24 protein-coding genes are annotated in these 24,364 nt (G+C 71.9%); 10 read left to right on the top strand and 14 right to left on the bottom strand.

Going from position 1 to position 24,364, the window contains the following annotated elements:
• Positions 1-2: 2 nt before the first annotated feature.
• Positions 3-1,289 (bottom strand): ArsB/NhaD family transporter, encoded by a 1,287-nt coding sequence (locus tag ABZ857_RS12290; RefSeq protein WP_357041882.1) that lies wholly within the window; start codon positions 1,287-1,289, stop codon positions 3-5.
• Between the two features lie 363 nt (positions 1,290-1,652).
• Positions 1,653-1,925, bottom strand: coding sequence for a hypothetical protein (locus ABZ857_RS12285; RefSeq protein ID WP_357041720.1), 273 nt, complete (start codon positions 1,923-1,925; stop codon positions 1,653-1,655).
• Between the two features lie 192 nt (positions 1,926-2,117).
• Here ABZ857_RS12285 and ABZ857_RS12280 point away from each other — a divergent pair, with 192 nt between their 5' ends.
• Complete coding sequence (locus ABZ857_RS12280; RefSeq protein WP_357041717.1) at positions 2,118-3,137, top strand: histidine kinase; 1,020 nt, start codon at positions 2,118-2,120, stop codon at positions 3,135-3,137.
• A 3-nt stretch (positions 3,138-3,140) separates the two neighbouring features.
• Positions 3,141-3,797 carry a response regulator transcription factor gene (locus tag ABZ857_RS12275; protein ID WP_357041714.1) on the top strand — a complete coding sequence of 219 codons (657 nt, stop codon included), beginning with the start codon at positions 3,141-3,143 and terminating at the stop codon, positions 3,795-3,797.
• Between the two features lie 22 nt (positions 3,798-3,819).
• On the opposite strand, the gene ABZ857_RS12270 is transcribed toward ABZ857_RS12275, so the two are convergent.
• Entirely contained in the window at positions 3,820-4,281 is a 462-nt protein-coding gene (locus ABZ857_RS12270) for an RDD family protein (RefSeq protein WP_357041711.1), read from the bottom strand.
• 130 nt (positions 4,282-4,411) lie between these two features.
• On the opposite strand from ABZ857_RS12270, the gene ABZ857_RS12265 reads away from it, so the two are divergent.
• The gene (locus ABZ857_RS12265; RefSeq protein WP_357041708.1) at positions 4,412-5,434 is read left to right on the top strand and encodes a hypothetical protein; all 1,023 of its coding nucleotides are present in this window, start codon (positions 4,412-4,414) and stop codon (positions 5,432-5,434) included.
• 169 nt (positions 5,435-5,603) lie between these two features.
• The gene (glnA, locus tag ABZ857_RS12260; RefSeq protein WP_357041705.1) at positions 5,604-7,028 is read left to right on the top strand and encodes a type I glutamate--ammonia ligase; all 1,425 of its coding nucleotides are present in this window, start codon (positions 5,604-5,606) and stop codon (positions 7,026-7,028) included.
• Between the two features lie 200 nt (positions 7,029-7,228).
• On the opposite strand, the gene ABZ857_RS12255 is transcribed toward glnA, so the two are convergent.
• Positions 7,229-8,161 (bottom strand): hypothetical protein, encoded by a 933-nt coding sequence (locus ABZ857_RS12255; RefSeq protein WP_357041702.1) that lies wholly within the window; start codon positions 8,159-8,161, stop codon positions 7,229-7,231.
• Positions 8,162-8,491: 330 nt separating this feature from the next.
• Here ABZ857_RS12255 and ABZ857_RS12250 point away from each other — a divergent pair, with 330 nt between their 5' ends.
• Positions 8,492-8,890, top strand: coding sequence for a hypothetical protein (locus ABZ857_RS12250; protein WP_357041699.1), 399 nt, complete (start codon positions 8,492-8,494; stop codon positions 8,888-8,890).
• 111 nt (positions 8,891-9,001) lie between these two features.
• Here ABZ857_RS12250 and ABZ857_RS12245 read toward each other — a convergent pair whose 3' ends face one another.
• Both ABZ857_RS12245 and ABZ857_RS12240 read right to left on the bottom strand, forming a co-directional pair.
• The gene (locus ABZ857_RS12245) at positions 9,002-9,229 is read right to left on the bottom strand and encodes a hypothetical protein (RefSeq protein ID WP_357041696.1); all 228 of its coding nucleotides are present in this window, start codon (positions 9,227-9,229) and stop codon (positions 9,002-9,004) included.
• Positions 9,226-10,461, bottom strand: coding sequence for an MFS transporter (locus ABZ857_RS12240; RefSeq protein WP_357041693.1), 1,236 nt, complete (start codon positions 10,459-10,461; stop codon positions 9,226-9,228). The genes ABZ857_RS12245 and ABZ857_RS12240 overlap by 4 nt, the downstream gene beginning before the upstream one ends.
• Before the next feature lie 83 nt (positions 10,462-10,544).
• Between ABZ857_RS12240 and ABZ857_RS12235 the strand changes: the two genes are divergently transcribed.
• Genes ABZ857_RS12235 through ABZ857_RS12225 form a run of 3 tightly spaced genes read left to right on the top strand, consistent with a single transcriptional unit; the run spans position 10,545 to position 12,648 of the window.
• Complete coding sequence (locus tag ABZ857_RS12235) at positions 10,545-11,417, top strand: LysR family transcriptional regulator (RefSeq protein WP_357041690.1); 873 nt, start codon at positions 10,545-10,547, stop codon at positions 11,415-11,417.
• Positions 11,418-11,421: 4 nt separating this feature from the next.
• On the top strand, positions 11,422-12,036 hold the full coding sequence (locus ABZ857_RS12230) for a class I SAM-dependent methyltransferase (RefSeq protein WP_357041687.1): 615 nt from the start codon (positions 11,422-11,424) through the stop codon (positions 12,034-12,036).
• 60 nt (positions 12,037-12,096) lie between these two features.
• On the top strand, positions 12,097-12,648 hold the full coding sequence (locus ABZ857_RS12225; protein WP_357041685.1) for a hypothetical protein: 552 nt from the start codon (positions 12,097-12,099) through the stop codon (positions 12,646-12,648).
• Between the two features lie 21 nt (positions 12,649-12,669).
• On the opposite strand, the gene ABZ857_RS12220 is transcribed toward ABZ857_RS12225, so the two are convergent.
• Positions 12,670-13,167: a hemerythrin domain-containing protein gene (locus ABZ857_RS12220; protein WP_357041682.1), complete on the bottom strand. Its 498-nt coding sequence runs from the start codon at positions 13,165-13,167 to the stop codon at positions 12,670-12,672.
• A 98-nt stretch (positions 13,168-13,265) separates the two neighbouring features.
• On the bottom strand, positions 13,266-13,787 hold the full coding sequence (locus ABZ857_RS12215) for a GNAT family N-acetyltransferase (protein ID WP_357041679.1): 522 nt from the start codon (positions 13,785-13,787) through the stop codon (positions 13,266-13,268).
• Between the two features lie 133 nt (positions 13,788-13,920).
• Between ABZ857_RS12215 and ABZ857_RS12210 the strand changes: the two genes are divergently transcribed.
• Positions 13,921-14,691: a neutral zinc metallopeptidase gene (locus tag ABZ857_RS12210; RefSeq protein WP_357041676.1), complete on the top strand. Its 771-nt coding sequence runs from the start codon at positions 13,921-13,923 to the stop codon at positions 14,689-14,691.
• A gap of 174 nt (positions 14,692-14,865) precedes the next feature.
• Here the strand turns inward: ABZ857_RS12210 and ABZ857_RS12205 are convergent, their stop codons facing one another.
• The 6 genes from ABZ857_RS12205 to ABZ857_RS12180 all read right to left on the bottom strand — a co-directional run bounded on the left by ABZ857_RS12205 (position 14,866) and on the right by ABZ857_RS12180 (position 23,418).
• On the bottom strand, positions 14,866-16,119 hold the full coding sequence (locus ABZ857_RS12205; protein WP_357041673.1) for an MFS transporter: 1,254 nt from the start codon (positions 16,117-16,119) through the stop codon (positions 14,866-14,868).
• A gap of 52 nt (positions 16,120-16,171) precedes the next feature.
• Entirely contained in the window at positions 16,172-17,683 is a 1,512-nt protein-coding gene (locus ABZ857_RS12200; RefSeq protein ID WP_357041670.1) for a nitrilase-related carbon-nitrogen hydrolase, read from the bottom strand.
• A complete protein-coding gene (locus ABZ857_RS12195; protein WP_357041667.1) occupies positions 17,667-17,882 on the bottom strand; it encodes a hypothetical protein in 216 nt (71 codons plus the stop codon). Before ABZ857_RS12195 ends, ABZ857_RS12200 begins: the two co-directional genes overlap by 17 nt.
• A gap of 44 nt (positions 17,883-17,926) precedes the next feature.
• The gene (locus tag ABZ857_RS12190) at positions 17,927-19,285 is read right to left on the bottom strand and encodes a hypothetical protein (RefSeq protein WP_357041665.1); all 1,359 of its coding nucleotides are present in this window, start codon (positions 19,283-19,285) and stop codon (positions 17,927-17,929) included.
• A 134-nt stretch (positions 19,286-19,419) separates the two neighbouring features.
• Positions 19,420-22,437: a bifunctional [glutamine synthetase] adenylyltransferase/[glutamine synthetase]-adenylyl-L-tyrosine phosphorylase gene (locus ABZ857_RS12185; RefSeq protein WP_357041662.1), complete on the bottom strand. Its 3,018-nt coding sequence runs from the start codon at positions 22,435-22,437 to the stop codon at positions 19,420-19,422.
• Between the two features lie 249 nt (positions 22,438-22,686).
• Complete coding sequence (locus ABZ857_RS12180; protein WP_357041659.1) at positions 22,687-23,418, bottom strand: type 1 glutamine amidotransferase; 732 nt, start codon at positions 23,416-23,418, stop codon at positions 22,687-22,689.
• A 69-nt stretch (positions 23,419-23,487) separates the two neighbouring features.
• On the opposite strand from ABZ857_RS12180, the gene ABZ857_RS12175 reads away from it, so the two are divergent.
• The gene (locus ABZ857_RS12175) at positions 23,488-24,345 is read left to right on the top strand and encodes an alpha/beta fold hydrolase (protein WP_357041655.1); all 858 of its coding nucleotides are present in this window, start codon (positions 23,488-23,490) and stop codon (positions 24,343-24,345) included.
• Positions 24,346-24,364: the final 19 nt, after the last annotated feature.

Below are 24,364 nucleotides of genomic sequence, written 5' to 3'. Positions count from 1 at the left end.
CGTCAGGCGAAGTAACGCAGCCAGACGTACACCCAGGCCATCGTGATGCTCAGCGCGGTGACGAGGATGCCATACCTGGTGAACTGCCAGAAGCCGATGCGGTGGCCGGTCCTGGCGGCGATGCCGACGGCCACGACGTTGGCGCTGGCCGCCACCGCGGTGCCGTTGCCGCTGAAGTCGGCCCCCAGGGCGAAGGACCACCACAGCGCCTGCCCGGTCCCCGCGTCCGGCGCCTGGGCGACCATCTCCTCGACGACGGGCACCATCGTGGCGACGTAGGGGATGTTGTCGAAGAACGCGCCGAGCACGCCGGAACCGAACAACAGCGCCGTGGCCGCGAGGAAGTAGTCGTCGCCGACCGCGCCGACGGCCCAGCCGCCGATCGTCGCGATGACGCCCGTGTTCACCAGCGCGGCGACCATGACGAACAGGCCCATGAAGAAGACCAGGGTGCTCCACTCGACCTCACGCAGGACGTCCGGCACGTCGGCACGGGACACCAGCAGCATCACCCCCGCGCCCACCAGGGCGATGATCGACGGTTCCACGTGCACCACGGCATGCAGGCAGAACCCGGCGACGACCCCGCCGAGCACGATCATGCACCGCGCGAGCAGGCGCGGGTCGGTGATCGCCCGCCGTTCCTGCAGCGCCATGACCGCGGCGACGCGTTCCGGTTCGCAGCGGAACGACCCGCGGAACAGCACCCGGGTGAGCAGCACGAACACCACGAAGACGACGACCACGACCGGTGCCATGTGGGCCAGGAAGTCGTTGAACGTCAGCCCGGCGCGGCTGCCGATGATGATGTTGGGCGGGTCGCCGATGAGGGTGGCCGCGCCGCCGATGTTGGAGGCGAGGACCTCGGCGATCAGGTACGGCTGAGCCGGAATGCGAAGCCGGTCGCAGACGACCACGGTGACCGGCGCGACGAGCATGATCGTGGTGACGTTGTCGAGGAACGGCGACGCGACCGCGGTGATGACCATCAGCAGGACCATCAGCCGGTACGGCCGGCCCCTGGACTTCTTCGCCGCCCAGATGGCGAGGTAGTCGAAGACCCCGGTGCGCTTGACCACGCCGACTATGATCATCATGCCGAGCAGCAGGAAGATGACGTTCCAGTCGATGCCGGCGGCCTCGGAGAAGAACACCTCGTCGCCGGGGATCAGCCCCAGGACCGCCATCGCGCCGGCGGCGACGAGGACCACCTTGACCTTGTGCACCTTCTCCGACGCGATGAAGACGAAGGCCGCCAGGAAGATCGTGAAGGAGGCGACGGCGCTCACGTGCGGCGCCCCGGGGGCCCGGCGGTGCGCGTGCGGCAGGCGGGGTTCCGGCACGGCGTCTCAGGGGAAAGGCGCCGCGTCTCGGGGGAAAGACGCCGCGTCTCGGGGGGAAGGCGCGGCGCCTCGGGGGAAAGACGCCGCGTCTCGGGGGGAAGGCGCCGCGACGAGGACGGCCTGGCGAAGCGGTGAATGATCGAACCTCCGGATCGTGGACATGCCGCTTGGCGCGGCGTGACGGTCGGGACGAGATCGGCGACCGGAAAGCGTGCGGGGCGACCGCCCCGGCGACGGGGCCGTGGACGGTCACCGGCATCGGGTTCACGACGACATCGCGCGGGCGGGAGACGGACGGCTCCGGCATGCTCACCGAGCCGCTTCGGCGAACTCGGCGAAGCGGCGTTCGAGATGGGCGAGCCGGTCGAGGACGGGCCTGCTGTGCAGGAGGTCGGCGAGCTGGTCGGCCTCGCCCTGCTCCAGGACGATCGCCTGCAGCAGCGTGTCGGGCTCCGCGGGGTCGTAGACGAGAAGCCTGCGACGGCCGGACTTCTCCACGAGCACGCCGAAGCGCCGGCCGTCGCGGGTGACGCACTGGTGGACGGTGGCGATGCCGGGCAGGGTGGCACGGGTCACATCCATCTCAGACACCTCCGATCGGTGGCAGGGCCGGGACAGTCCGTCGCCGCCTTTGTTTCAGTCTTCGAGAGGGCTCGGGCCACCACCATCGGGTTCGGCACCCATATCGGGAGAGGTATGACATGTAGGGACGGCCGCAGGATGGGGGGCACCCCGCATGGACACCCGCGTACGAGGACGAGCAGGCTGTGGGCCGTGAACGAGCGCACTGACCGGCAGACCGGCCGGCCTCCGGGGGCGCCGAGGTCGCGGCACCCGGCGCGGGCCCTGTTCTGGCGGCTGTTCGCGATCAACGGACTGGTGTTCACCGTCGGGACGTTCGTGCTCGCGCTCTCCCCGGCCACGGTGTCCTCACCGGTCCTGCTCACCGAGATACCGGTCCTGACCGTGGGGCTGGCCCTGATCATCACGGCCAACGCGCTGCTGATCCGCAAGAGCCTGGCCCCGCTGGACGCGCTCACCACGCTCATGCGGCGGGTCGACCTGCTGAGGACGGGCGACCGGCTCACCGACAGCGGCAACGGCGACCTCGCCCAGCTGATCGGCACGTTCAACGAGATGCTCGAACGTCTCGAAGCCGAGCGCAGCGCGAGCAGCGCGTACGCGCTGGCCGCGCAGGAGGGGGAACGGCGGCGGATCGCGCGGGAGCTGCACGACGAGATCGGCCAGAGCCTCACCGTGGCGCTGCTGGGGCTCAAGCGCGTCGTCGACCGGGCGCCCGAGGAACTCCGGGAGGAGCTGTGCTCCGCCCAGGAGACGGTCAGGGCCAGCCTGGACGAGGTGCGGCAGGTCGCCAGACGGCTGCGGCCCGGGGTCCTGGACGACCTCGGCCTGCACAGTGCGCTGAGCGCGCTCAGCAGCGACTTCTCGCAGGCGAGCGGGATCCCGATCACCCGTGAGGTCGATGCCGGCCTGCCCGCCCTCAGCGGAGAGGTGGAGCTCGTCCTCTACCGGATCGCGCAGGAGGGGCTGACGAACGTGGCGAGGCACTCGCACGCCCGCCATGTGAAGCTGTCGCTCACGGAGGAGCAGGGTCGGCTCACGCTGCGCATCACCGACGACGGGCGCGGCGGCGCCCGCGAGGAGGGCGCCGGGATCCGGGGGATGCGCGAGCGCGCCCTTCTCATCGGCGCCCGGCTGACCGTCGACTCCCCGCCCGGCGGCGGCACGGACGTGCGCCTGGTCGTACCCCCACACGCGGTGAAGGAGAGCTGAGCCGTGGAGAGCCGTAAGACCCGCATCCTGCTGGCGGACGACCACGCGCTGGTCCGTCGCGGGCTGCGCCTGATCCTCGACGCGGAACCCGATCTCGTGGTGGTCGCGGAGGCCGCCGACGGCGCCGAGGCGGTCGAGGCCGCCCGTTCCGAGGAGATCGACCTCGCCATCCTGGACATCGCGATGCCCCGCATGACCGGGATCCAGGCGGCACGCGAGATCTCACGGCGCACGCCCGGCATCCGCATACTGATCCTGTCGATGTACGACAACGAGCAGTACTTCTTCGAGGCGCTCAAGGCCGGCGCCTCGGGCTACGTGCTCAAGTCGGTCGCCGACCAGGACCTCCTGGAGGCCTGCCGGGCGGCGATGCGCGGGGAGCCCTTCCTCTACCCCGGCGCGGTCACCGCCCTCATCCGCGACTACCTCCAGCGCGCCCGGCAGGGCGAGCGCATGCCGGACAGCATCCTGACGCCCCGGGAGGAGGAGATCGTCAAACTCATCGCCGAGGGCAACTCCGCCAAGGAGATCGCGGAGACGCTCGTCATCAGCGTGAAGACCGTCGACAGGCACCGCGCGAACATCCTGCAGAAGCTGGGCATGCGCGACCGGCTCGAACTGACCCGCTACGCCATCCGCGCCGGCCTGGTCGAACCGTGACCGCGGCCGTAGGGGTGGAAGGTCAGAGGTTGACGACCACCGTGCCGCCCGCGCGGTCATGCAGGCCGCGCCGGTCGCGGTCCCAGATGAGCGCGGGCACGGCGAGGCACAGCAGCAGCGTGCGCACCAGCACGCCGAGGAAGGGCGGCCGCCCGAGGTCGAGACCGGCCACGCGGATGCCGAACAGGCGCATCCCCAGCGTCATGCCGATCGTGCCGACCAGCAGGACGTACTCGGCGGCGAAGACGCCGAGGCCGACCGCGCCGACGTCGTTGCCCTGGAAACGCAGCAGGCCGCCCGCGATGGCCCAGGTGCACAGCAGCCAGTCGACGGCGACGGCGCCGATCCTGCGCCCCCACCCCGCGACCGACCCGGGGCCCTGTTCGGGCAGGCCGAGGCGCTGCCCCGGGTAGCCCAGGTCCACCCCGGCGGCCCGCGGGCCCCCGAGCCAGGTCTGCGTCCAACGCGGCTGCCGGTCACTCATGGTTTCCCAGCGTATCGGGGAGGGTCACCGGTCTGGCTTCCGGCCGCGAAGCCGTACATCATGGGCAGGCTCATCCCATGAAATCCCGGTATCGTGAGTCGTTTCCGACCTGAGCGCTTTGGAGGGAACCGTGCGGCCGGCGGACCCCGATGACATCGACGCGCGCTTCGAGGCGCTGGTCGCGCAGTTCGGCGAGGACGAGATCCGGCGGATGACCGCGGCGGCCGAGTCGGCCTCGCTCCCGCCGGGACGGCGGCGCCGCCCGGCCGTGCTGGTGGCGATCGCGGGCCTGGTCGCGCTCGTGGGGCTCGTCGTCGCCCTGCGGCCCGACGTCCTGGAGCGGCTCGGCATCGTCCGCCCGGCCACCGGTGGCGAGGACCTGATGGTCTCCGGCCCGGTGGTCGCCCGGCCCGGGCCCGTGCTGACGCCGATCCCCGACGGCGAGGAGGGCCTGTTCGACCACGGCCCCGTCCCGGCGCCGTTCGCCGGCACTCCCGCCGTCGATTACGCCGACGGGGAGCAGGGGCTGGCCATGCCCGCGGCACGGGCACTCGGCGGGCTCACGGAGAAGGAGATCGGCGAGGCCCTGCTGCGCGTACGGCGGCTGCTGTCGGCCGCGCACCTCGATCCGGCCACGGTGCGGGGCGAGCGTCCCGAGGAGTTCATCCGCCTGCTGCATCCCCGGCAGCGCGAGGAGTTCCTGAGCCACCTGGACGACAGCGGCCCCTCCGGCACCCGGTCCTGGCTGTTCAGCCTCGCCCCCGGCACGGCCGAGCCGCTCGGGGACGTCGTGAAGGTCTCCGGCGAGACGACGATCTCCAAGAGGTCCGGCGGAGGCGTCACGATCGAGACGGACTACCTGTTCGTCCACCCGGTCAGCCGCCCCGGCGCACCGCTGATCATGACGAGGGTCGTCGAGCGCCACAGGAGCGAGTTCTCCGCGTACGTGAAGGACGGGAAGCTCGTCGTCTGGTTGGCCGCGGACAGGTCGGCCCTATTCGGCGCGAATTGCGACACGGATGACGGATTCGTTCACCCGCGATTTCCCGGCGACCCGTGGGGAGCGCGGCCCTCCGGCGAGCCCGTCGATCCCTACGACCGCGCCTCCGGCGTATCCGGCGGGCCGCGCTGCCCGGCCGCGTTAGGCACCTGACCTGCGAGAAGGCCGTACGATGGAGCCCGGGGAACGGCGGGCCGACGTTATCGCCGCGACCGCCCGGGTAGCGCTTTCCCTTAACACGCGCGAAACAATCGAGACATGGGGCGGAAACGGCATCGGCCTATTTTCGGGTTGCTAGCCCATGCCCCTGGGAGGTTCGAGAGTGTTCAACTCCGCCGATGACGTCCTCAAGTTCATCCGGGACGAGGGTGTGCAGTTCGTTGACGTCAGGTTCACGGACCTGCCGGGGACGACGCACCACTTCACCTTCCCCTCCGAGAACTTCGGCCCGAACGTCTTCACCGACGGCCTCATGTTCGACGGCTCGTCGATCCGCGGGTTCCAGGCCATCCACGAGTCGGACATGCTCCTGCTGCCCGACCCGTCCACGGCCGTGCTCGACCCGTTCCGCCAGCACAAGACGCTGAACATCAACTTCTTCGTGCACGACCCGCTGACCGGCGAGGCCTACAGCCGCGACCCGCGCAACGTCGCCCGCAAGGCCGAGGAGTACCTCAAGGGCACCGGCATCGCGGACACCGTGTACTTCGGCCCCGAGGCCGAGTTCTACATCTTCGACGACGTCCGCTTCGAGACGCGGCAGAACGCCGGCTACTACTACATCGACTCCATCGAGGGCGCCTGGAACACCGGCAAGGCCTCCGAGGGCGGCAACCTGGGTTACAAGCCCCGCTACAAGGGCGGCTACTTCCCGGTCCCGCCGATGGACCACTTCACCGACCTGCGCTCGGAGATGGTGCGCAACCTCATCGAGGCCGGCATCGAGACCGAGATGCAGCACCACGAGGTGGGCACCGCCGGCCAGGCCGAGATCGACTTCAGGTTCGGCACGCTGCTCAAGACGGCCGACAACCTGATGCTGTACAAGTACATCATCAAGAGCACGGCCATCCAGGCGGGCCGTACGGTCACGTTCATGCCCAAGCCGATCTTCGGTGACAACGGCTCCGGCATGCACTGCCACCAGTCCCTCTGGAAGGACGGCGAGCCGCTGTTCTACGACGAGGTCGGCTACGCCGGTCTGTCGGACATCGCGCGCTACTACATCGGCGGCCTGCTCAAGCACGCCCCGTCGCTGCTGGCCTTCACCAACCCGACGGTGAACTCCTACCACCGCCTGGTGCCCGGCTACGAGGCCCCGGTCAACCTGGTCTACTCGCAGCGCAACCGCTCGGCCTGCGTCCGCATCCCGATCACGGGCTCGAACCCGAAGGCCAAGCGCATCGAGTTCCGCGTGCCGGACCCGTCCTGCAACCCGTACTTCGCCTTCGCCGCCATGCTCATGGCCGGCATCGACGGCATCCGCAACAAGATCGAGCCGCCGGAGCCCGTCGACAAGGACCTGTACGAGCTGCCGCCGGAGGAGGCCCGCAACATCCCGCAGGTGCCGGGCTCGCTGGAGAAGGTGCTCGACGCGCTCGAGGCCGACCACGACTACCTGCTGGAGGGCGGCGTCTTCACGCCGGACCTCATCGAGACCTGGATCTCCTACAAGCGCGAGAACGAGGTCGACCCGATCCGTCTCCGCCCGCACCCGCACGAGTTCGAGCTCTACTACGACGTGTGATCCTCTGAACCGCCGCTCTGGGCGGAGGCCGTACGGCCTCCGCCCAGAGCACATTCAGGGGCACTCGCGTCCGCAGGAAGGCCATCGGCCCGCGCCACACCGAAGGCGCGGTCGATGGCCTTTCGCACGCCCGCCTCCCCCGACGTCATCGGGAGCGTGTGCAAAGCCACACGTTCGCGTAAGGCGTCTGCTCCCCTGTCTCACTGTTCGAAGGTCGGCCGAGCGTATTCTTTGATGAATTCCACCATGTCGTCGCATTCGGGCAGGCCTCCGGCGGGAGCGCGGACGACCCCGGCCTGAGACGGTCTGGGTGCCGCTATGGTCGCGGCCGAACCCCACGACTGGAAATCGATGCTGGCGCCTCCCCTGCTGAAGGGTCTCTTCTGTCTATCGGTGTGCCAGCCTGAGGTGACCTTGATAGGAAGACCGCGCCTGTCGAAGTAGATGCTCCAGCTCAGGGCCAGTTTCGCGTATCCCGGGTCGGGTCGTTCCCCCGCCACTTCCCGGAACGCGGGTGAGAGCCGGTAGAGCTCGGCGAACGTGATGGTGCCGTCGTAGAACCCGATCACCCTGAGGTCGGGAGTTTTGCCGGAGGGGTTCGGCAGGTTGAACTTCCGCCTGTCCGCGTGGGCGATCAGTGCCTTGAGCGTCGCGATCTCGAAGATGTTGAGGACCTGGTCGCCGAAGGCCGTGGCTCCGGCGCTACGCGCCCCACGCGCGGCCCAGGTCTTTCCCTTGGGCAGGCCGGCGGTCCACAGGCGGCCGGTGCTGTAGAACCGGCCGTTCGTGTTGACCCAGCGGTGCGGCTGACCCTGCGCGAGCAGGCTCTGCGAGACCAGGTCGCCTTCGGCGGCGCGTTCCTTGGCCAGCGGGAGATCATAGCGGTTGAACCGCACCTGGCGCGTGGTGCCCACAGCGACGACGCCACGCCTGCCGAGAAGCACCGTTCCGTTCTGCAGCAGGTTGAAGCGGTACGAATTGGATTGGTGACCGTCATACTTGTTCCTGGCACCCAAATAGACATCGCCGTACTGGGTGAACTTCACGCTCGCACCCCTGGCGAGCTGGTTCTGCACGGCTCGGACCACATCGGGAACGGCGGCTTCGGCCACGGCCGGGACGGAGAGCGTCACCGCCGGACCGACAAGTACGGCGGATAAGAGAGCTGATAATCGGCGCATCGGTGCATTCCTTCGGCAAAGAACTCGGACGTCATGATCTTCAGTGGTGCCGCAGCGTAGCATTTACAGAGGCGAGCACGAGTCGTTTCACAGAGCCCGAATTTCCTCCGACCGCCCATCTGCGGGTCGATGATTCAGCGGGCGTTTTCCCCGTGGCTCCGCTCGTACTTCTTCTGTTGATCGTCATGCATGAACGGAGAGCGTAGACACCACCACCGACAAGTTCGATCGTGAAGTGGTAACTCGGTTGAAGTGCAGGCCCCGGCCCTGGACGGTGAGGTGATGGATCTGTCCGCCCTGGAGGGCCTGCGTCTGATCGCGGTCACCGCGGCCCTGTTCACCCACGAATCCGACGTCCCCGAACTCCTGCACGTGTGGCTCCATCTGGAGACGGCGACCGTCGTGGTCCGGGACACCGCCGACTGGGCTCTGCGCGTCACGCCGGACGAGCCGGGAGAGAGCTACACGATGGAGGAGCTCAGCAGCCGTGTGGACGTCGTGCCCGCACCCGCAGAGGTGCCCTTCGTACGGCATGTCGGCGAGCGGCTTGTCTGCGTGACCAAGGGATTCGACGCCGAGGATCCCATTCAATGGGTGGAGGCGGAGTTCGTCTTCGAGACGGGACGCGTGATCGCGGAAGCCTTCGGAGGCGACCTCCGCCTGCATCATGGGCTGCGGTGACGGCGGGACCTGGGCAAGCACGAGCCGACCTGGGATCAGGCGTCCCCGCCGGCCTTGGCCGCGGGCCCGCCGCGCTCGCTTCGCGCCGGAGAGCCCCGGCAGCCGTGAAGCTCACAGACCCAAGGAGTGCGCGGACAACCAGTCCCGATGCCGACCCTTGAGAGCATCGCGTGCCGCGCGTGTGGGCCCGATCACGTCGGCACCTCCGTCGTAGGGGTGATAGAGCCAGCGCGCGTCCAGGGGGCCGAGAAGCCGGTGGGTGAACGGCGGGCACTCGGGCCACCGCCGCTCCCAGAGGCCGGTCAGCGTCCGGGGGTCGAGCGCGTCGTCGGGGATCACCGGGCTGTTCTACCAAGGGCGGGGGTCCTGCGCAGCAGGAGGGTGAGAGCGCCGGTGGCGGCGAGCAGGAGCACGGCGAGGGCGACCACACCGGGCCATCCGGCGTCCGTCCAGGCACGGCCCGCGAGGCTGCCGAAGACGGAGGACCCGAGGTAGTAGGTGAACAGGTAGAGCGACGCGGCCTGGCCTGTGGACACCCCGCCCGCGTACGCCCGGGCCGGGACCCATCCGCTGGCCACCCCGTGGACGGCGAAGAACCCCGCGGTGAGGAGCGCGAGTCCGAGCACCACGACCGGCAGCGAGGACGGCAGCGTGACCAGGGCGCCGACGACGGCCAGCAGGCAGCCCAGCGGCGTCACGGTCCGGCGCCCGTAACCGTCGGCCAGCCGGCCGAACACCGCGGAGCTGACGGAGCCGATGGGATAGACGAGGAACATCAGGCCGGCGGCTCCGAGGCCGAGATGGAACGGCGCGCCCGCGAGCCGGAAGCCCAGGGTGTTGAACACCGCGACCAGGGCTCCCATCGAGCAGCCGCCGATGCCGTACAGCGCGAGCAGCCCGCGGTCCGACACCGCGCGCAGGCTCCCGCGCAGCAGCGCAGGGACGCTCGCCGGGGCCGCGGTGAAGCGCCGGGAGGCCGGAAGCAGCACGCGTACGGCCAGGGCGCACAGCAGGCCGAGTACGGCGGCCGCGGCCAGGGCCCAGCGCCAGCCGGCGGCCTGGGCGACCGCGCCGGTCAGGAGGCGACCGGCCATCCCGCCCAGCGCCGTGCCGCCGACGTACAGACCGGCGGCGCGGGCGTGCGTGGACGGGTGCAGCTCCTCGCGCAGGTAGGCGGTGGCCACCGCGGGGAGCCCGGCCAGCGTGATGCCCTGGAGCGACCGCAGGACCATGAGCGCCGGCCACCCGGGCGCCAGCGCGCACGCCGCCGCGACGACGGCGGACGCCGTCAGCGACAGGTGGATCAGCCGGGTGCGTCCGACGACGTCGGACAGGGGGCCGGCCACCAGCAGCGCGGCACCGAGCGCGAGCGTGGTGAGCGACACGCTCAGCGTGCTCTCCGCGGTGGACACCCCGAACTGCGCGGCGAGCTCGGGCAGGATCGCCTGAGTGCTGTAGAGCAGCGCGAAGGTCGCCACCCCGGCGGCGAACAGTGCGGCGACGACCCGCCGATACCCGGTGGTCCCCGGCAGGTGCCCTTCCACGGCAGAGATCCCAAGAACAACGGTCACCCCAATGACTGTGCGCTTCCTGGCGCTATGCGTCCAATGCGATGGAACGCCGGTTCCGATACGCGATGCGTATGATGGCGGGCATGCTGCTCCGGGACCTGTCCTGGCTGGTCGCCCTCGCCGACCACCAGCACGTAACCGACACCGCCGCCGTCCTCCGCACCAGCCAGCCGACGCTCTCGCGCGCCCTCGCCCGCATGGAGGCCGAGCTCGGCACCCGGATGTTCGAGCGCGCGCCGGACGGCGTCCACCTGACGCCCAACGGGAGGCTCGTGGTGGCGGCCGCGCGCGACCTCACGGCACGCTACGAGCAGCTGCTGGCCGACCTCCGGAGCCTGCTCGACCCGGACACCGGCGTGGTGCGCCTGGCCTTCCTCGACTCCATCGCCACCTCTCTCGTCCCCCGGCTGTTGCGCTCCTTCCACGAGCACGCCCCCCGGATGCGGATCCTGCTGCGTCAGGAGCCGGCGCACGAGATCGTCCAGGACCTGCGCACCGGGGCCGCCGACCTCGCGATCACCTCCCCACGCCCGTCCGGGGACTTCGGCTGGCACCCCCTGCAGGAGGAGCGGCTGGTGCTGGTCGTGCCGCCGAGCCACCGGCTACGTGACCGGAAGGAGGTGGAGCTCCGGGAGCTGGCGGACGAGGAGCTCGTCACCACGCCGGTCGGCTTCGGCTACCGCGCCCTGGTCGACGCGCTGCTGCGCGACGCCGGGGTGTCCCCGGCGGTCTCCTTCGAGAGCCAGGACCTCGCGACCATCGAGGGCCTGGTCGCGGCCGGGCTCGGCGTGGCCATCGTCCCTGAGCCCTTCACCGGCCAGTCCGGCACCGTCGGCGTCAGGATCGCGGCGGAGGCCGCCCGCCGCACCATCGGCCTCACCTGGCGTACCGATCACGCCCCGGCCGCCCCCGCCGTGCGCTTCCGGGATTTCGTCTTGACGCCCGCCCTACGATGATCCAATGCGCCACGCCGACTCGGAGCCGTACTGGAACACCAACGTCGCCCGGCACCCGGGCATCCTCCGCGCCGTCCCCGAAGGGTGCGGTGACGCGCTGGACGTCGGCTGCGGGGACGGCCTGCTCGCGCGGAAGCTGGCCGGCCTGGCCAAGCGCGTCACCGGCGTCGACAGCTCGCCGGAGATGATCGCGCGCGCCCGCGAGCTGTCCGCCGGTCAGCCGGAACTCACCTTCGTCGAGGGCGACTTCCTCACCGCCGCCCTGCCCGTCGGGGGGTACGACTTCGTCTGCTCGGTGTCCACGATCCACCACATGGACTTCGACGCGGCCCTCATCCGGATGCGCGAATCGCTGCGCCCCGGAGGCACGCTGGTGGTGGTCGGCCTTGCCCGCGAGGCCTCCCCTGCGGAGTGGGCGGCGACGATCGCGGCCGCCCCCGTCGTACGGATCACGAAGGTGCTGCGCCACGCGCGGGGGCCCGAGGGGATGCCGGTGGCCGAGCCGCGGATGAGCTACGGGCAGGTGCGGGCCGCGGCACGCCGCCTGCTGCCCGGGGTGCGCTATCGCCGGCACGTGCTCCGCCGGTACTCCCTGACCTGGACGAAGCCCGGCGGCTAGACCTCTGCCGATTTCTGGGATTCCAGGTCACGGCGAGGGATGGTGGGCGAGGATGCGGGGATGGCCGGCAACAGGACGTACAGGGATTGGTGGTGGCGCCTGGCGCTCACCGCGCCGATGGTCGCGGTCTGCGCCCTGACCGTCGTCGCCGCGGTTCCCCCCGGCGGCAGCTTCGGGCTGATCTTGGTGCTCATACCCGCGTGGTCGCTGTCCGGGCTGATGTGGGTCGTGCTCCTCTTCTTCCGTGACTACAGGCGCAGTCGCTGGGCCCTCGTGCCGCCCCTCGCCGGAGCCCTCACCCTCGCGCTGGTGAGCTTCGACATCCCCATGAAAGCGGCCTTCCTGGTCTCCGAACCGGCCCTCACCCGCTACGTGCGGTCACTGCCGGAAGACGAGCGCTGGGCGAGCACGGGAGACCGCGCCGGCCTGTTCTCCATCGAGAGCGTCCAGCGCTGGAACGGTGTCACCCAGCTTCGTGTGGCCGGGTCCGGCGGCATGCTGGAGCAGTGTGGCTTCGCCTACCTGCCGGGCGGTGACGTGCGCCTTCTCGACGTCTCCGGCGCCGAGCGCCTGTCGGACGGCTGGTACGTGGTCTGCGTCGACTTCGACTGACGCGCCCTGCTCCCGTCCCGCTCAGGATTCGCCCTCGTCCGTGCGCAGGAACTCCGGCCGGGAGCGGCGCCAGTCCGGCGCGTCCAGCGCGTTGAGTGCCGAGACGATCCGCTTCTCCTCGTAGACGAAGTGCGTCTCCATCAGCGCGGCCAGGCTGTCCAGCTCACGGCGCACCTCGGCGGGGTCCGCCGCCCGGTCCAGACGGCCGGCCAGAGCCTGGAGCCGCCGGAGGGAATCCTCCACCAGGCGGTGGTCGCGGCGCAGTTCCTCCAGCACCGGGCGCAGCTCGGGGAACCGCCGGGCGAGTTCGGGGAACGCGCCGTCGTCCTCACCCGTGTGGTGGCGGTTCAGCGCGGAGCAGAAGGCCAGGCAGTGGGCCCGCAGTTCGCGGGGGCGCGCGCCGCCGGCGAGATAGGCGTCGATGTCCTCGCGCAGCGCCGCGAGCTCCTCACGGAGCCAGATGTGTACGTCGATCAGCTGGTTGCCGAACGCCGTCAGGCGTCCATGCGATGTCGTCAAGGTCGTCCCTTGTACCGGCGCCTCCATGCCCTCGGCGGTCTCCTTGCCGGGTGCACCGCGACGCTGGCACAGGATCTATCACCAGGCCGGTCGGTGAGTCAACAACGGTGCAGCGCCCGGCGGTAGCGGACCTCGGTCAGCGGGAAGCCGTCCGACTCGTCCCGCTGGACGGCGCCGTCGGGGCGCCAGCCGCCGCGCTCGTAGAACCGCCGCGCGCGGGTGCTCCCGTCGATGACCCAGAGGGTGGCCTGCTCGTACCCGCCGGCGGCGAGGCCGTCCAGCGCGGCGGCCATGAGACGCCCGCCGACCCCGGCGCCCCACACCTCGGGCATCAGGTAGATCGCCGAGATCTCCGCCACCGTGGCGGGGTCGACGTCGTCGTCCCGCCCGGGGCCGAACGCGGCGAACCCGGCGACGGAGCCGTCCGCCTCCGCCACGAGGACCTCCGTACGCGGCGGCGACTCCCCCAGCAGCCGGTTCCAGACAGGCAGGCGCATGGCCGGAGTGAGGCCGTCGAGATGGGCCTGGGGCATGAGACCCGGGTAGGCGGCCTGCCACGACCTCACGTGGACGGCGGCGATCGCCTCCGCGTCCCCCGGTTCGGCGCGTCTGATGACCATGCACGCTCCATATCCGCTTCCGGCTGCCGGACACCGTCGTCTTGTTCTACACCTCGCTGCGGGCAGCACCGGGCGGATCGAAATTCGCAAAAGGCTTCCGCACGGACTTTTGTTTGGCCTAGCCTCGTCGTCCGTGAAACTCGCCATGATCGCGCTTGCCGGTTCGACCGCCCTGGGGCTCGTCCCCGCCGCCTCCGTATCGGCCGCCGCCCACCCGGTCAAGGACGGGACCCTCACCGACAACCGCCTGTACGGCGCGGGCCCTCTGCCGACCACCGCCTGCCGGGAAAGACCGGTGAAGAAGAGGGACGTGAAATCGGCGAAGAGCTATCTGGCCGGTGTTCTGGAGTGTCTCAACCGTTCCTGGGCTCCTGAATTGGACCAGGCGGGGCTGAAGCAGTCCCGCGTGAAGCTCACGTACGCCGACAAGGTGCCGGCGAAGTACTGCGGGCTCAAGTGGCGCAAGGACGATTGGGACGCCTACTACTGCGACGCGTCTCGTACCGTTCTGATGGTGCTCTCCAAGGACCTTCTCAAGGAGCCGGGGGATCTCTACCTGTTCAACCTGCTGGCGACGAAGTACGGAGAGCACGTGCAGAACGTCGCCGGTATCTACCGGGCCTGGGAGAACCTCCGCTACCGGAGCAAGGCCGAACTCGCCGAGCAGAACCGGCGCTACAACCTGCAGGCCCACTGCCTCGCCGGAGCCTCCCTGCGAAGCGTCTGGGAGTCCCTCCACCGTCCTCGCGAGGACTGGGACGACCTGCTCTTCTACCTGCGCGGCTGGGCGGGCAAGGACGGCGGGAGCAGGAGGTCGATCACCTACTGGGCCGGCGAGGGATTCAAGTCCGGCGACCCCGGGTCCTGCAACACGTGGAGCGCCCCGTCCGCGAAGGTGGCGTGACGCCGGCGCCGTCGCGGATCACCGGCTTCCGGCTGCGCGCGGCGGATCCGCTCGGCCGCCTCCCGCACGCCCTGCGGCCCGGCAACCTCCGGATGCGCGTGATCCGCCGAGTCCGGGCTCAGGATCTCTTCGCGAGCCGCCGGGAAGAGCGCGACCGGTCGTCGTCCACGAGGTTCATCTCACATCCAGAGTGCGTACGGGTGACAGGAACAGCAGGAGCGGCCACAGCAGGGTCGCGGCGCCCAGGATGATCAGGGCCGGGCGCAGGCCGATCCAGGTGCCCAGGGCGCCGGCCAGGAGCGGCCCGAGCGGCAGCAGTCCCGCCTGCATGAAGTGGGTGGAGCCGTTCATCCGGCCGAGCATGCCGGGCGGGCACAGCAACTGGCGCGCGGTCTGGGCTGCGGTCATCTGGACCATCCCGGCGGCCGTCAGGAAGGTGAAGACCAGCCCGACGGTCCACTGGCCGGCCAGGCCGGGCGCCACGAGAGGGGTGACCAGCTCGAAGGGGGCCGACAGCAGGGCGCCGAGGACGATCACGCGGCCCATGCCGAGCCGGGCCGTCACCCGCCCGGCCACCATGCTCCCGGCGACCCCGCCGACAAGGCTCAGGCCGTAGACGAGCCCGGCCGCCCGGGCGCTCCAGCCCAGCTCCCTGACGACGTACAGCAGCCACATGGAGCTGATCCCGCGCAGCAGCACGGCACTGACCGCCCCGGAGAGGGCGAGCACGCGCAGCACCGGCTGGGCGAGCACGAACCGCAGCCCCTCGGCGATCTCGCCGAGGAAGCGCCCACGATGCGGGGTGCGCTCGGGCTTCGGCTCCCGCACGCGCATCGACGCCAGGGCGGCGGCGCTCACGGCGTACGAGAGGGCGTCCGCGGCGACCGCGCGGGCGGCGCCCACCAGGCCCACCAGGAAGCCTCCGGCGCTCGGCCCGGCCATCTCGGCCAGGCCGCGGGCCGTGTTCATCTTGGCGTTGGCGTCGGCGAGCCGGTCCCCGCCGAGCAGCACCGGCGTCAGGCTTCCCGCCGCGGTGGCGAAGACCACCCCGAGCGCGCCGACGACCAGGGTGACCGCGTAGAGCTGGGACATCGTGACCCGGCCCGCCACGGCGGCGACCGGCACCGACGCCATGGCCAGCGCGCATCCCGCGTCGCAGGCGATCATGAGCCGCCGCCTGCGATGGCGGTCGGCCAGCACGCCGGCCGGCAGCGAGACGAGCAGCGCGGGCAGCGTGCTCATGGCCCCCAGCACCGCCACCTCGAACGTGGTGGCGTGCAGTCCGGCGACCGCGACCATCGGCAGAGCGATCCAGCTGATCTGCGAGCCGAACAGGCTCACCGTGTGACCGCTCCACAGCAGCATGAAGTCCCGGTGCCGCCACAGCGACCCGCCCGGCCCTCGCCCACGCGCGACGCCCTCCACCACCCCGCAGACCGTACGCACGGCGGTCCGGCCGCCGCAACCGGATATCGCGGCCTCAGACCGCGGCGTCCGGTCGCGGCCGCCGCATGCGGAGGAAGGTCAGACCGGCCAGCGCGGTGAGCAGGCAGAGCCAGGCGAACGCGTCCCCGATCCGGGTGTAGAGCGTGGCGCCCGGGCCCGGCGTCACCCGGGCGGACGCGACGGCGAAGTCGCGCGGGCGGGCGGTCACGGCCTCGGCCAGCACGCGACCCCGGCCGTCGGAGACCATCGGCACGCCCCGCTGCGCCGACCAGGCCATGGCGAGCCCGTTCTCCACGCCCCGCAGCAGCGCCGTGCGGCTGTGCTGCCATCCGTCGACGTCCTCGTCCGACGCCGGGACCGCCAGCAGAGCGGCCCCCACCGCCGCGTAGTCGCGGGTGGGAGCGGGGACGTTGACGTCCGCGCAGACCTCCAGGGCGGTGTGGGAGCCGCCGGGGAGGAAGACCAGGTCGTGGCCGGGCCGCAGGTCCTCGCCCGCCCCGACGTTCCACTTGCGATACTCCACGGGCGCGCCGCCGTCCGACGGGATCGCCAGGGCCGCGTTGTACGTCCCCTCGGCCGTGGTGTGGAGCAGCCCGGCCACGATGTCCGTGCCCCTCGAACGTGCGACGCGTGCCATCGGGCCCACGAGGGACGCCAGGGAGGCGTCGTCCGCGGCGAACCCGGCCTCGGGCAGCACCACGAGCTCCACTCCGGCGGGCAGCGCGGCGATCCGCTTCGCGTATGCCCTGACCAGGGACTCGCCCTCGCTCGTGGAGACGTCGGCGCCCCAGTGACCCCTGCCCCTGGCGACCACGGCGACGTTCTGCGGTCTTCCGGCTCCATGCGCGCCCTCCAGCCGGAGCACGCCGTACCCGAGGGCGAGCGTGAACACCGCGGCCGCGGCGACGCCGGCGCGCACCCGTACGGCCCGCGTGACACGAGGCGCGAACAGCGCCGCGAGGGCCGAGGACGCGAACATGACGAGGTACTCCACACCCCAGGCGCCCGTGACGGAGGCGATCTGGACCACTGTGGTGACGTCGGCCTGGGAGGTGGCCAGCGGCCCCAGCACCCCGGAGGGACTGGCGAGCGAGGCCAGGTAGAGGCCGCTCACCCAGGCCGCGGGGGCGGCGAACGCGGCGAGCGTCACGAGGCCCCGGACGACCAGCGCGCGGAACAGGAGCGTGGTCAGGGCGAAAAGCGCCGACCCGCCGATGATGATCGACAGCGCGGCCGGCAGCGGGATCGCGAGGGACGGGCGGGGCCGCAGGAGGTAGTCCCAGCTGCCGGCCGTCCCGGCGAGGTACGCCGCGAAGGCGACGGCGGCGCTCCACCTGGCGGTGACCCGCGGGGCCAGCAGGAACACGCCCAGTGGAGCGATCCAGGCCACGGCGGGCACGGGCGACAACCCCGTGCCGTTGAAGAACGCTGGGGCCGAGCCCGCGAAGCCGCCGAATACGGCGATCGCCAGACGCGCGCGGTCGGTCCCGCCCGTGCCGTCCACGGCGTCCGGCGACGCCGTGTGCGGTTCAACCTGTGAGCCCATTGACCATCCTCCGCGCGGACCGCTCGCACAGCGAGCGGAAGTCCTGCTCCGACATGCCGATGCGGTTGCCCAGGTAGAGCCGGACGAGGTCCTGGACCAGCGCGATGACGGCCATGGCGACCTCCAGGGGATCGTCGGGCCGCAGCCGTCCCTCCCGCATCCCCTGCTCGATCCCCTCCGCGAGGTCTACCGCATACACAGAGCGCGCGGGTTCTCCCACCCGGACCGGGTACGCGCCGCCCGTCAGGACGGGGTGGAGCCGGAGGTCCGGGTGCGCAGGCCGCTCAGGCGGCGCAGGATGTCCCACCAGAACGGCGCGCCGAACAACAGGGCGATCAGGGTGACGAGGAACCCCGGCCAGTGGCCCGGCGACGTGAGGCGCTGCCACCAGTCCCCGCCGTGCCAGGCCCACACCGGGCCGCCGGACGCGTCCATCGTGACGCTCACCGGGGCGTTCGTGAAGATCTTCACGAACGCCGGGGTGCTCAGCACATCGGTGACGCACGCGTACGGATCCTGGCCCGGCTCGCACTGCTCACGTATTGACTCCAGCGCCTGGGGGCCCGCCTGGCCGAACGCGGACACCGCGCTGCGGTAGGCGTTGTCGCGCAGCAGCGTCTTGCCGTACTCCAGGGAGTCCATGCTGAACACCAGCGTCACGACGAGGCCGAGCGCGACGAGGACCCAGCGGACGTAGCGGCGGTAGAGCAGGCTGAGCCGCTCCATCTCGCCGTCGAACCAGTCCTCGACGCCGCGCCGGAACGCCTCCAGGTCGTGGCTCGCCCTGTCCCACACGGCCTTGAGCGGCCGGGAGAAGGGGCTCTTGAGCGCGTCGAGGTCCCGCATGAGGGCCTCCACGCCGCCGTGTTCGGTGGCGATCTCCATGACGGCGACGGCGAAGCGCGCGGGCGGGATGTCGGCGATGCTCGTCCTTCCGCGCTTGTTGTGGTCGATCTCCTGCAGCCGTTCGTGGAGCAGCTCGGCCATCGACTTGCCCTGGCCTGGCGGCAGCGCCCCGGCCCCGGCGCCGTCCGCCACCGGGTCCACCGTGAGGACGGCGGCCTCCACGGGATCGGCCTGTCCGGCGGGGTGAGCAGGGTCCGCGGTCTCCCCGGCCGCGGTCACCTGCTCGGCCGTCGCCTGCTCGGCCGTCGCCTGCTCGGCGGCCATCTGCTCGGCGGCCATCTGCTCGGCGGCCACGGAGTCCGCGGCGGCGGCGAGCGGCGGGCTCTCCACGGGCGGCGGCTGACGGCTGAACGCGGGCCGCGGGTCCCGGCCGAACGGCAGCCGCGCGAACACCCCCAGCACGCTGGCCGGCAGGCGCGAGCGGCCCTCCTCCGGCGACGCCGCCTGCGTGAGCGGCGTCCGCGCCTTGCGCCCGAACCCCTTGAGCGCGTCCAGGATCCGGTCCAGCCGGGAGGTCCCGTCCGCCGTCTCCGCTCCGTCGAGAGTGTCGCGCAGGTACGCCCACAGGAACTTGCTGCGGATTCCGAGCAGCCTGACGATGCCCTCGTTGATGCCGCTGACGACAAGCGACAGCAACAGGAAGGCCAGGATCAGCCCGATGGCCAGATCGGCGTAATACGAGATCAAAGAGATCACCCGCACCCGTTGATACACGTTACGGGCTGCGATGGCAACGCTCCGATGCGCATACATATGCGTCATTCGGAACAAGCATCGCGCGAAGGCGGCAATCCCCCCTCGACCCGATCGGGCCCCCGGCCCGATCGGACTCAGTCCTCGTAGAAGACGCGCTCCACCACAGTCCTGGCCCGCCGGGTGGCGCGCCGGTAGTCCTCGACGAAGTCCTCGGTGCCCTCGGGCGGGTAGCCGAGCGCCCGCGCGAGCAGCACGCGCTCCTTGACCGGGGTGGGGATGCTGTCGGCCGCCCGGCCGCGCACCAGCATGAGGGCGTCGCGGATGCGCGAGGCGAACAGCCACGCCTGCGCGAGCACCTCCTCGTCGGCCGGGTCGAGCAGGCCCTCCCCCGCCGCCGCGCGCAGCGCCTCCAGCGTGCGCGTCGTCCGGAGCGCCGGTACGGCTCCCGCGTGCCGCAGCTGGATGAGCTGGGCCACCCACTCCACGTCGCTCAGCCCGCCCCTGCCGAGCTTGGTGTGCAGGGCCGGGTCGGCGCCGCGCGGCAGCCGCTCGGCCTCCATGCGGGCCTTGAGCTTGCGGATCTCGCGTACGGCGTCGGCGGAGATGCCCTCGGCCGGGTAGCGCAGCGGGTCGACGAGCGCGACGAACTCGCGGCCGAGTTCGGCGTCGCCGGCGCAGAACCGGGCCCGCAGCAGCGCCTGGGCCTCCCAGTGCGAGGCCCAGCGGTCGTAGTAGGCGCGGTAGGAGGCGATGGTGCGCACGAGCGGCCCCTGCCGGCCCTCCGGCCGCAGGCCCGCGTCGATCTGCAGCGGCGGGTCGGGGGCGGGCAGCGCGAGCAGCCTGCGCGTCTCCTCGGCCACCGCGTGCGCGGCGCCGGTCGCGTCCCGCTCGGCCACGCCCGGCAGCGGCGCGTGCACGAACATGACGTCGGCGTCGCTGGCGTAGGAGCTCTCCAGGCCGCCCAGGCGCCCCATGGCGATCACGGCCATCCGGGTCGGGAACGCGGCCCGCCGCTCCAGCGTGACCTTGTTGATCGCCGTGTCCAGCGCCGCCTGGATCGTGACGTCGTTCAGCGACGAGAGGGCCTGGCCGACCTGCTCGATGTCGATCAGCCCGGACAGGTCGGCGCAGGCCGTGCGGAGCAGTTCCCTGCGGCGCAGCGCCCGGACGGCGGCGACGGCGGTCTCGGCGCTCTCCGCGTGGCGGCCCACCGCGGCGGCGGCCTCGGCGGCGAGCGTCGCGGCCTGCCGTACGGCGAGCTCGGCGGGCGAGCCCAGCATCGCGACGGCCTCGGGGGCGTGCAGCAGCAGCCCGGTGACGTACCTGCTGGTGCCGAGCAGGCGCGCGAGGCGCTCGGCCACGGCGGTCTCATCGCGCAGCAGACGCAGATACCACGGCGTGGTGCCGAGCTTGTCGCTCACCTGGCGGAAGCCGAGCAGGCCGGCGTCGGGGTCGGGGGCGTCGGCGAACCAGCCGAGCATGACCGGAAGCAGCGTCCGCTGGATGGCCGCCCGGCGGGAGACGCCGCTGGTGAGCGCGGCGATGTGGCGCAGCGCGCCCTCGGGGTCGGCGTAGCCGAGCGCCTCCAGCCGCGCGGTGGCGGCGGCCGTGGACAGGCGGGCCTCGGTCTCGGGCAGGCGGGCGACGGCCTGCAGCAGCGGGCGGTAGAACAGCTTCTCGTGGAGCCGCCGCACCTCCAGCGCGTGCCGCTTCCAGGTGGTGGTGAACTCCCCCACCGGGTCGGTCGTCATGCCCAGCCCCCGGCCGAGCCGCCGCAGGTCGGCGGTGTCCGACGGCACCACGTGGGTGCGGCGCAGCCGGTGGAGCTGGAGCATGTGCTCGACCTGGCGCAGGAAGGTGTAGGCCTCGGCGAGCGCCTTGGCGTCGTCGCGCCCGACGTAGCCGCCCCTGGACAGGGCGGCGAGGGCCGACAGCGTGGCCCGGCGCCGCAGCAGCGGGTCGGAGCGGCCGTGCACGAGCTGGAGGAGCTGGACGGCGAACTCGATGTCCCGCAGCCCGCCCGGCCCGAGCTTGATCTGCCGGTCGGCCTCGCCCGCCGGCACGTGCGCCTCCACCCGGCGGCGCATGGCCTGCACGTCCTCCACGAAGTTGGGCCGGGCGGCGGCCTGCCAGACCAGCTCGTTGACCGCGGCGACGTACTCCTGGCCGAGCTCCAGGTCGCCGGCGACCGGTCGCGCCTTGAGCAGCGCCTGGAACTCCCAGGTCTTGGCCCACCGCCGGTAGTAGGTCAGGTGGCTTTCCATGCTGCGCACGAGCGGGCCCATCTTGCCCTCGGGGCGCAGGTTGGCGTCCACCTCCCACAGCGCCCCCTCCGGGGTGCTCGCCGAGCAGGCCCGCATCATGCCCTGCGCGAGGCGCGTGGCGGTCTGCAGCGCCTTGGTCTCGTCCACGCCCTCCTTGGGCTCGGCCACGAAGACGACGTCGACGTCGGAGATGTAGTTCAGCTCCCGGGCCCCGCACTTGCCCATGCCGATGACGGCCAGCCGTACGTCGCCCGCGTCGGCCACCTCGGCCCTGGCGATGGCGAGGGCGGCCTCCAGCGCGGCCGAGGCGAGGTCGGCCAGCGCGGCGGCGGCCTCCGCGAGCGTGCACTCGCCGGTCACGTCCCGGGTGGCCAGGTGCAGCAGGCGACCGCGGTAGGCGACGCGCAGCGCCTCCATCGCCGGCCCGGCCGCGCCCGGCTCGGCGGTCCGCGCCGTGATCCCCGCGGTGACGCTCCCGGCCACCGGCTCGGCCGCGTCCGGGTCCGCCCCGACGGCGAGCAGCATCTCCTCGCGCAGCTCGCCGAGCGTGGGCCACCGCGTCCACCGGATGGACGGCAGGCACTCCGGGTGCCGTACGACGTGCTCGCCGAGCGCCGCGCTGAGCCCGAACACGCCGAGCAGCCTGCGGCGCAGGTCAGGGTCGGCGCGGAACGCCCCGAGCACGCTCGGGTCCCGCTCGACCAGGCGGCTCAGCGTGGTGAGCGCCAGATCCGGGTCGGCGGCCCTGACGAGGTCGTCGAGCAGCGCGAAATCGCCGACCGCCTCGGGGCCGAGCTCGTCGAGCAGCCGCTCGGCCCGCGCGCCGTCGGCGAATCCGAGCGCCGCCAGGCGCCCCGCCGTCGTCTGTATCCGAGGCGCGGCGTTCACCGTTCCTTCCTCCACCCCGACGTCGATCACGTCGGCCCCCCGAGACGAACCTTCCCAGTAACCGTACACATGGGTCGGAAGCCTCCTCGCAGAGATCGGCCTCCCAGCGGGGAGCCGACCTTGGATGTCGCCGCCCGGCGCGTGCCGGGCCCAGCGCACACGCTAACCCTCCGCGTTGCGGGCGTCCTTAGCGGTTTCTCTGCGTAATCGGCCCATCACGCGGTTTGCCCGCGCACCCATCCGTCCATGTCAGCCGATGTCAGCCCATGTCAGCTCATGTGAGCGCGCGGCGAGCAGGGCCGCGAACGCCTCGGCCAGCGGCCTCCAGGTGCGCTCGAGCTCGTCTCCGGCCGCCTCGACCTGCGCGTTAAGCTCCTCGGCGCGCTCGGGCGGCAGTTCGCCGCCGCCGGTCCAGGAGGCGAAGATCGCGGGCGTGGCCTCGGGATGGAACTGCACGGCCCAGGCCCGGTCGCCGAGCCGGTACGCCTGGTTGGCGTACCGCGCGCCGGTGGCCAGCCGTACGGCGCCCGCGGGCAGGACGGTCATGGCGTCGTAGTGGTACTGGATCGCCCGGACCGGGCCACCGGGCAGCGCGGACAGCAGCGGGTCCGCGGCGGCCTCGGGCAGCGGCTCGATCTCCCCCAGGCCGATCTCCAGGCCCGCGTCGCCGCGCTCGACCATCCCGCCGCAGGCCATGGTCATGAGCTGGGCGCCGAGGCAGATGCCGAGCGTCGGCACGCCCTCGTTCACGGCGCGGGCGAGCAGGTCCCTGGTGGCCGGCAGCCAGCCGTACCCCTCGTCGTCCCAGGCCGCCGCGGAGCCGCCGAGGACCAGCAGCCCGCCGGGGGCGCGTCCGGGCACCTGCTCCCCCTTGTACGGCCGGACGACCTCGGCCTCGACGCCCGCGGCCTCCAGCCAGCCGGCGAAGAAGCCCAGGCCGGCGTCGGCCTCGTGCTCGATGACGATCAGACGTTCACCCATATGGGAGAGCTTAAAGATACATATCGGGACAGGCGATACCTACGAGGGTCGTACCGTACAGTCCGAAACATGAACATCGATGAGGTCGCCGTCCCCGGCGGACGGCTGCGGATCGCCAGGTTCGGCGGCGGTCCCCGCCTGATCATCGCGGCGCACGGCATCACCGCCTCGCTCGTGGCGTGGCGGGCGGTGGCCGCGGCGCTGCCGCCCGGCTGGTCGCTGGTCGCCGTGGACCTGCGCGGGCGCGGCCACAGCGCCGATCTGCCCGGCCCGTACGGCCTGGACCGGCACGCCGAGGACCTGGAACTGGTCGCCCGGCACGTGGGCGCGGACGGCACGAGCGTGCTCACCGGGCACTCGATGGGCGCCTACGTCGCGGCCCTGCACGGCGCGCACCGGCGTTACGACCGGGTGGTGCTCGTGGACGGCGGCCTGCCGCTGCCGCTGCCGCCCGGGGCCGACCCCGACGAGGTGCTGGAGGCGACGCTCGGCCCGGCCATCGCCCGGCTCTCCCAGACCTATCCGAGCGTGGACGCCTACCTCGACTTCTTCCGCGCCCATCCCGCGCTCGCCCATGACTGGTCCCCGCTGATCGAGGAGTACGTCCGCTACGACGCCACCGGGCCGGACGGCGCCGTCCGCTCGCGTGCCCGCGAGGACGCCGTACGGCAGGACGGCCGCTGGCTGCTCACCGAGCACGAGGCGATCGGGGCGGCCCTGAAGGCCGTCGAGCCCGCGCCGTTCCTGCTCCGCGCACCGAGGGGGCTGCTGAACCAGGACGTCGGGATGCTCCCGGACGACCTCACCGCGCGGTGGGCGGCGGAACTGCCCGGCCTGCGCGACGAGGTCGTGCCGGACTGCAACCACTACACGATCCTGTTCGACCCCCGCTGCGCCGCGGTCGTGGCCGCCCGCCTCACCGGATGACCGCCTCCCGCACGGAAGG

The sequence above is a fragment of the Microbispora sp. NPDC046933 genome (genome assembly GCF_040644635.1).
Taxonomy (GTDB): Bacteria; Actinomycetota; Actinomycetes; order Streptosporangiales; family Streptosporangiaceae; genus Microbispora.
Note: the sequence above shows the minus strand (reverse complement) of the source record. Positions and strands in the feature narration are given on the sequence as shown.

Excerpts from the sequence above, each read along its gene's own strand:
- ABZ857_RS12175 (WP_357041655.1), top strand. The coding sequence starts at position 23,488 with ATGAACATCGATGAGGTCGCCGTCCCCGGCGGACGGCTGCGGATCGCC.
- ABZ857_RS12230 (WP_357041687.1), top strand. The coding sequence starts at position 11,422 with ATGCGCCACGCCGACTCGGAGCCGTACTGGAACACCAACGTCGCCCGG.
- ABZ857_RS12180 (WP_357041659.1), bottom strand. The coding sequence starts at position 23,418 with ATGGGTGAACGTCTGATCGTCATCGAGCACGAGGCCGACGCCGGCCTG.
- ABZ857_RS12285 (WP_357041720.1), bottom strand. The coding sequence starts at position 1,925 with ATGGATGTGACCCGTGCCACCCTGCCCGGCATCGCCACCGTCCACCAG.
- ABZ857_RS12225 (WP_357041685.1), top strand. The coding sequence starts at position 12,097 with ATGGCCGGCAACAGGACGTACAGGGATTGGTGGTGGCGCCTGGCGCTC.
- ABZ857_RS12200 (WP_357041670.1), bottom strand. The coding sequence starts at position 17,683 with ATGGGCTCACAGGTTGAACCGCACACGGCGTCGCCGGACGCCGTGGAC.
- ABZ857_RS12270 (WP_357041711.1), bottom strand. The coding sequence starts at position 4,281 with ATGAGTGACCGGCAGCCGCGTTGGACGCAGACCTGGCTCGGGGGCCCG.
- ABZ857_RS12215 (WP_357041679.1), bottom strand. The coding sequence starts at position 13,787 with ATGGTCATCAGACGCGCCGAACCGGGGGACGCGGAGGCGATCGCCGCC.
- ABZ857_RS12250 (WP_357041699.1), top strand. The coding sequence starts at position 8,492 with ATGGATCTGTCCGCCCTGGAGGGCCTGCGTCTGATCGCGGTCACCGCG.
- ABZ857_RS12235 (WP_357041690.1), top strand. The coding sequence starts at position 10,545 with ATGCTGCTCCGGGACCTGTCCTGGCTGGTCGCCCTCGCCGACCACCAG.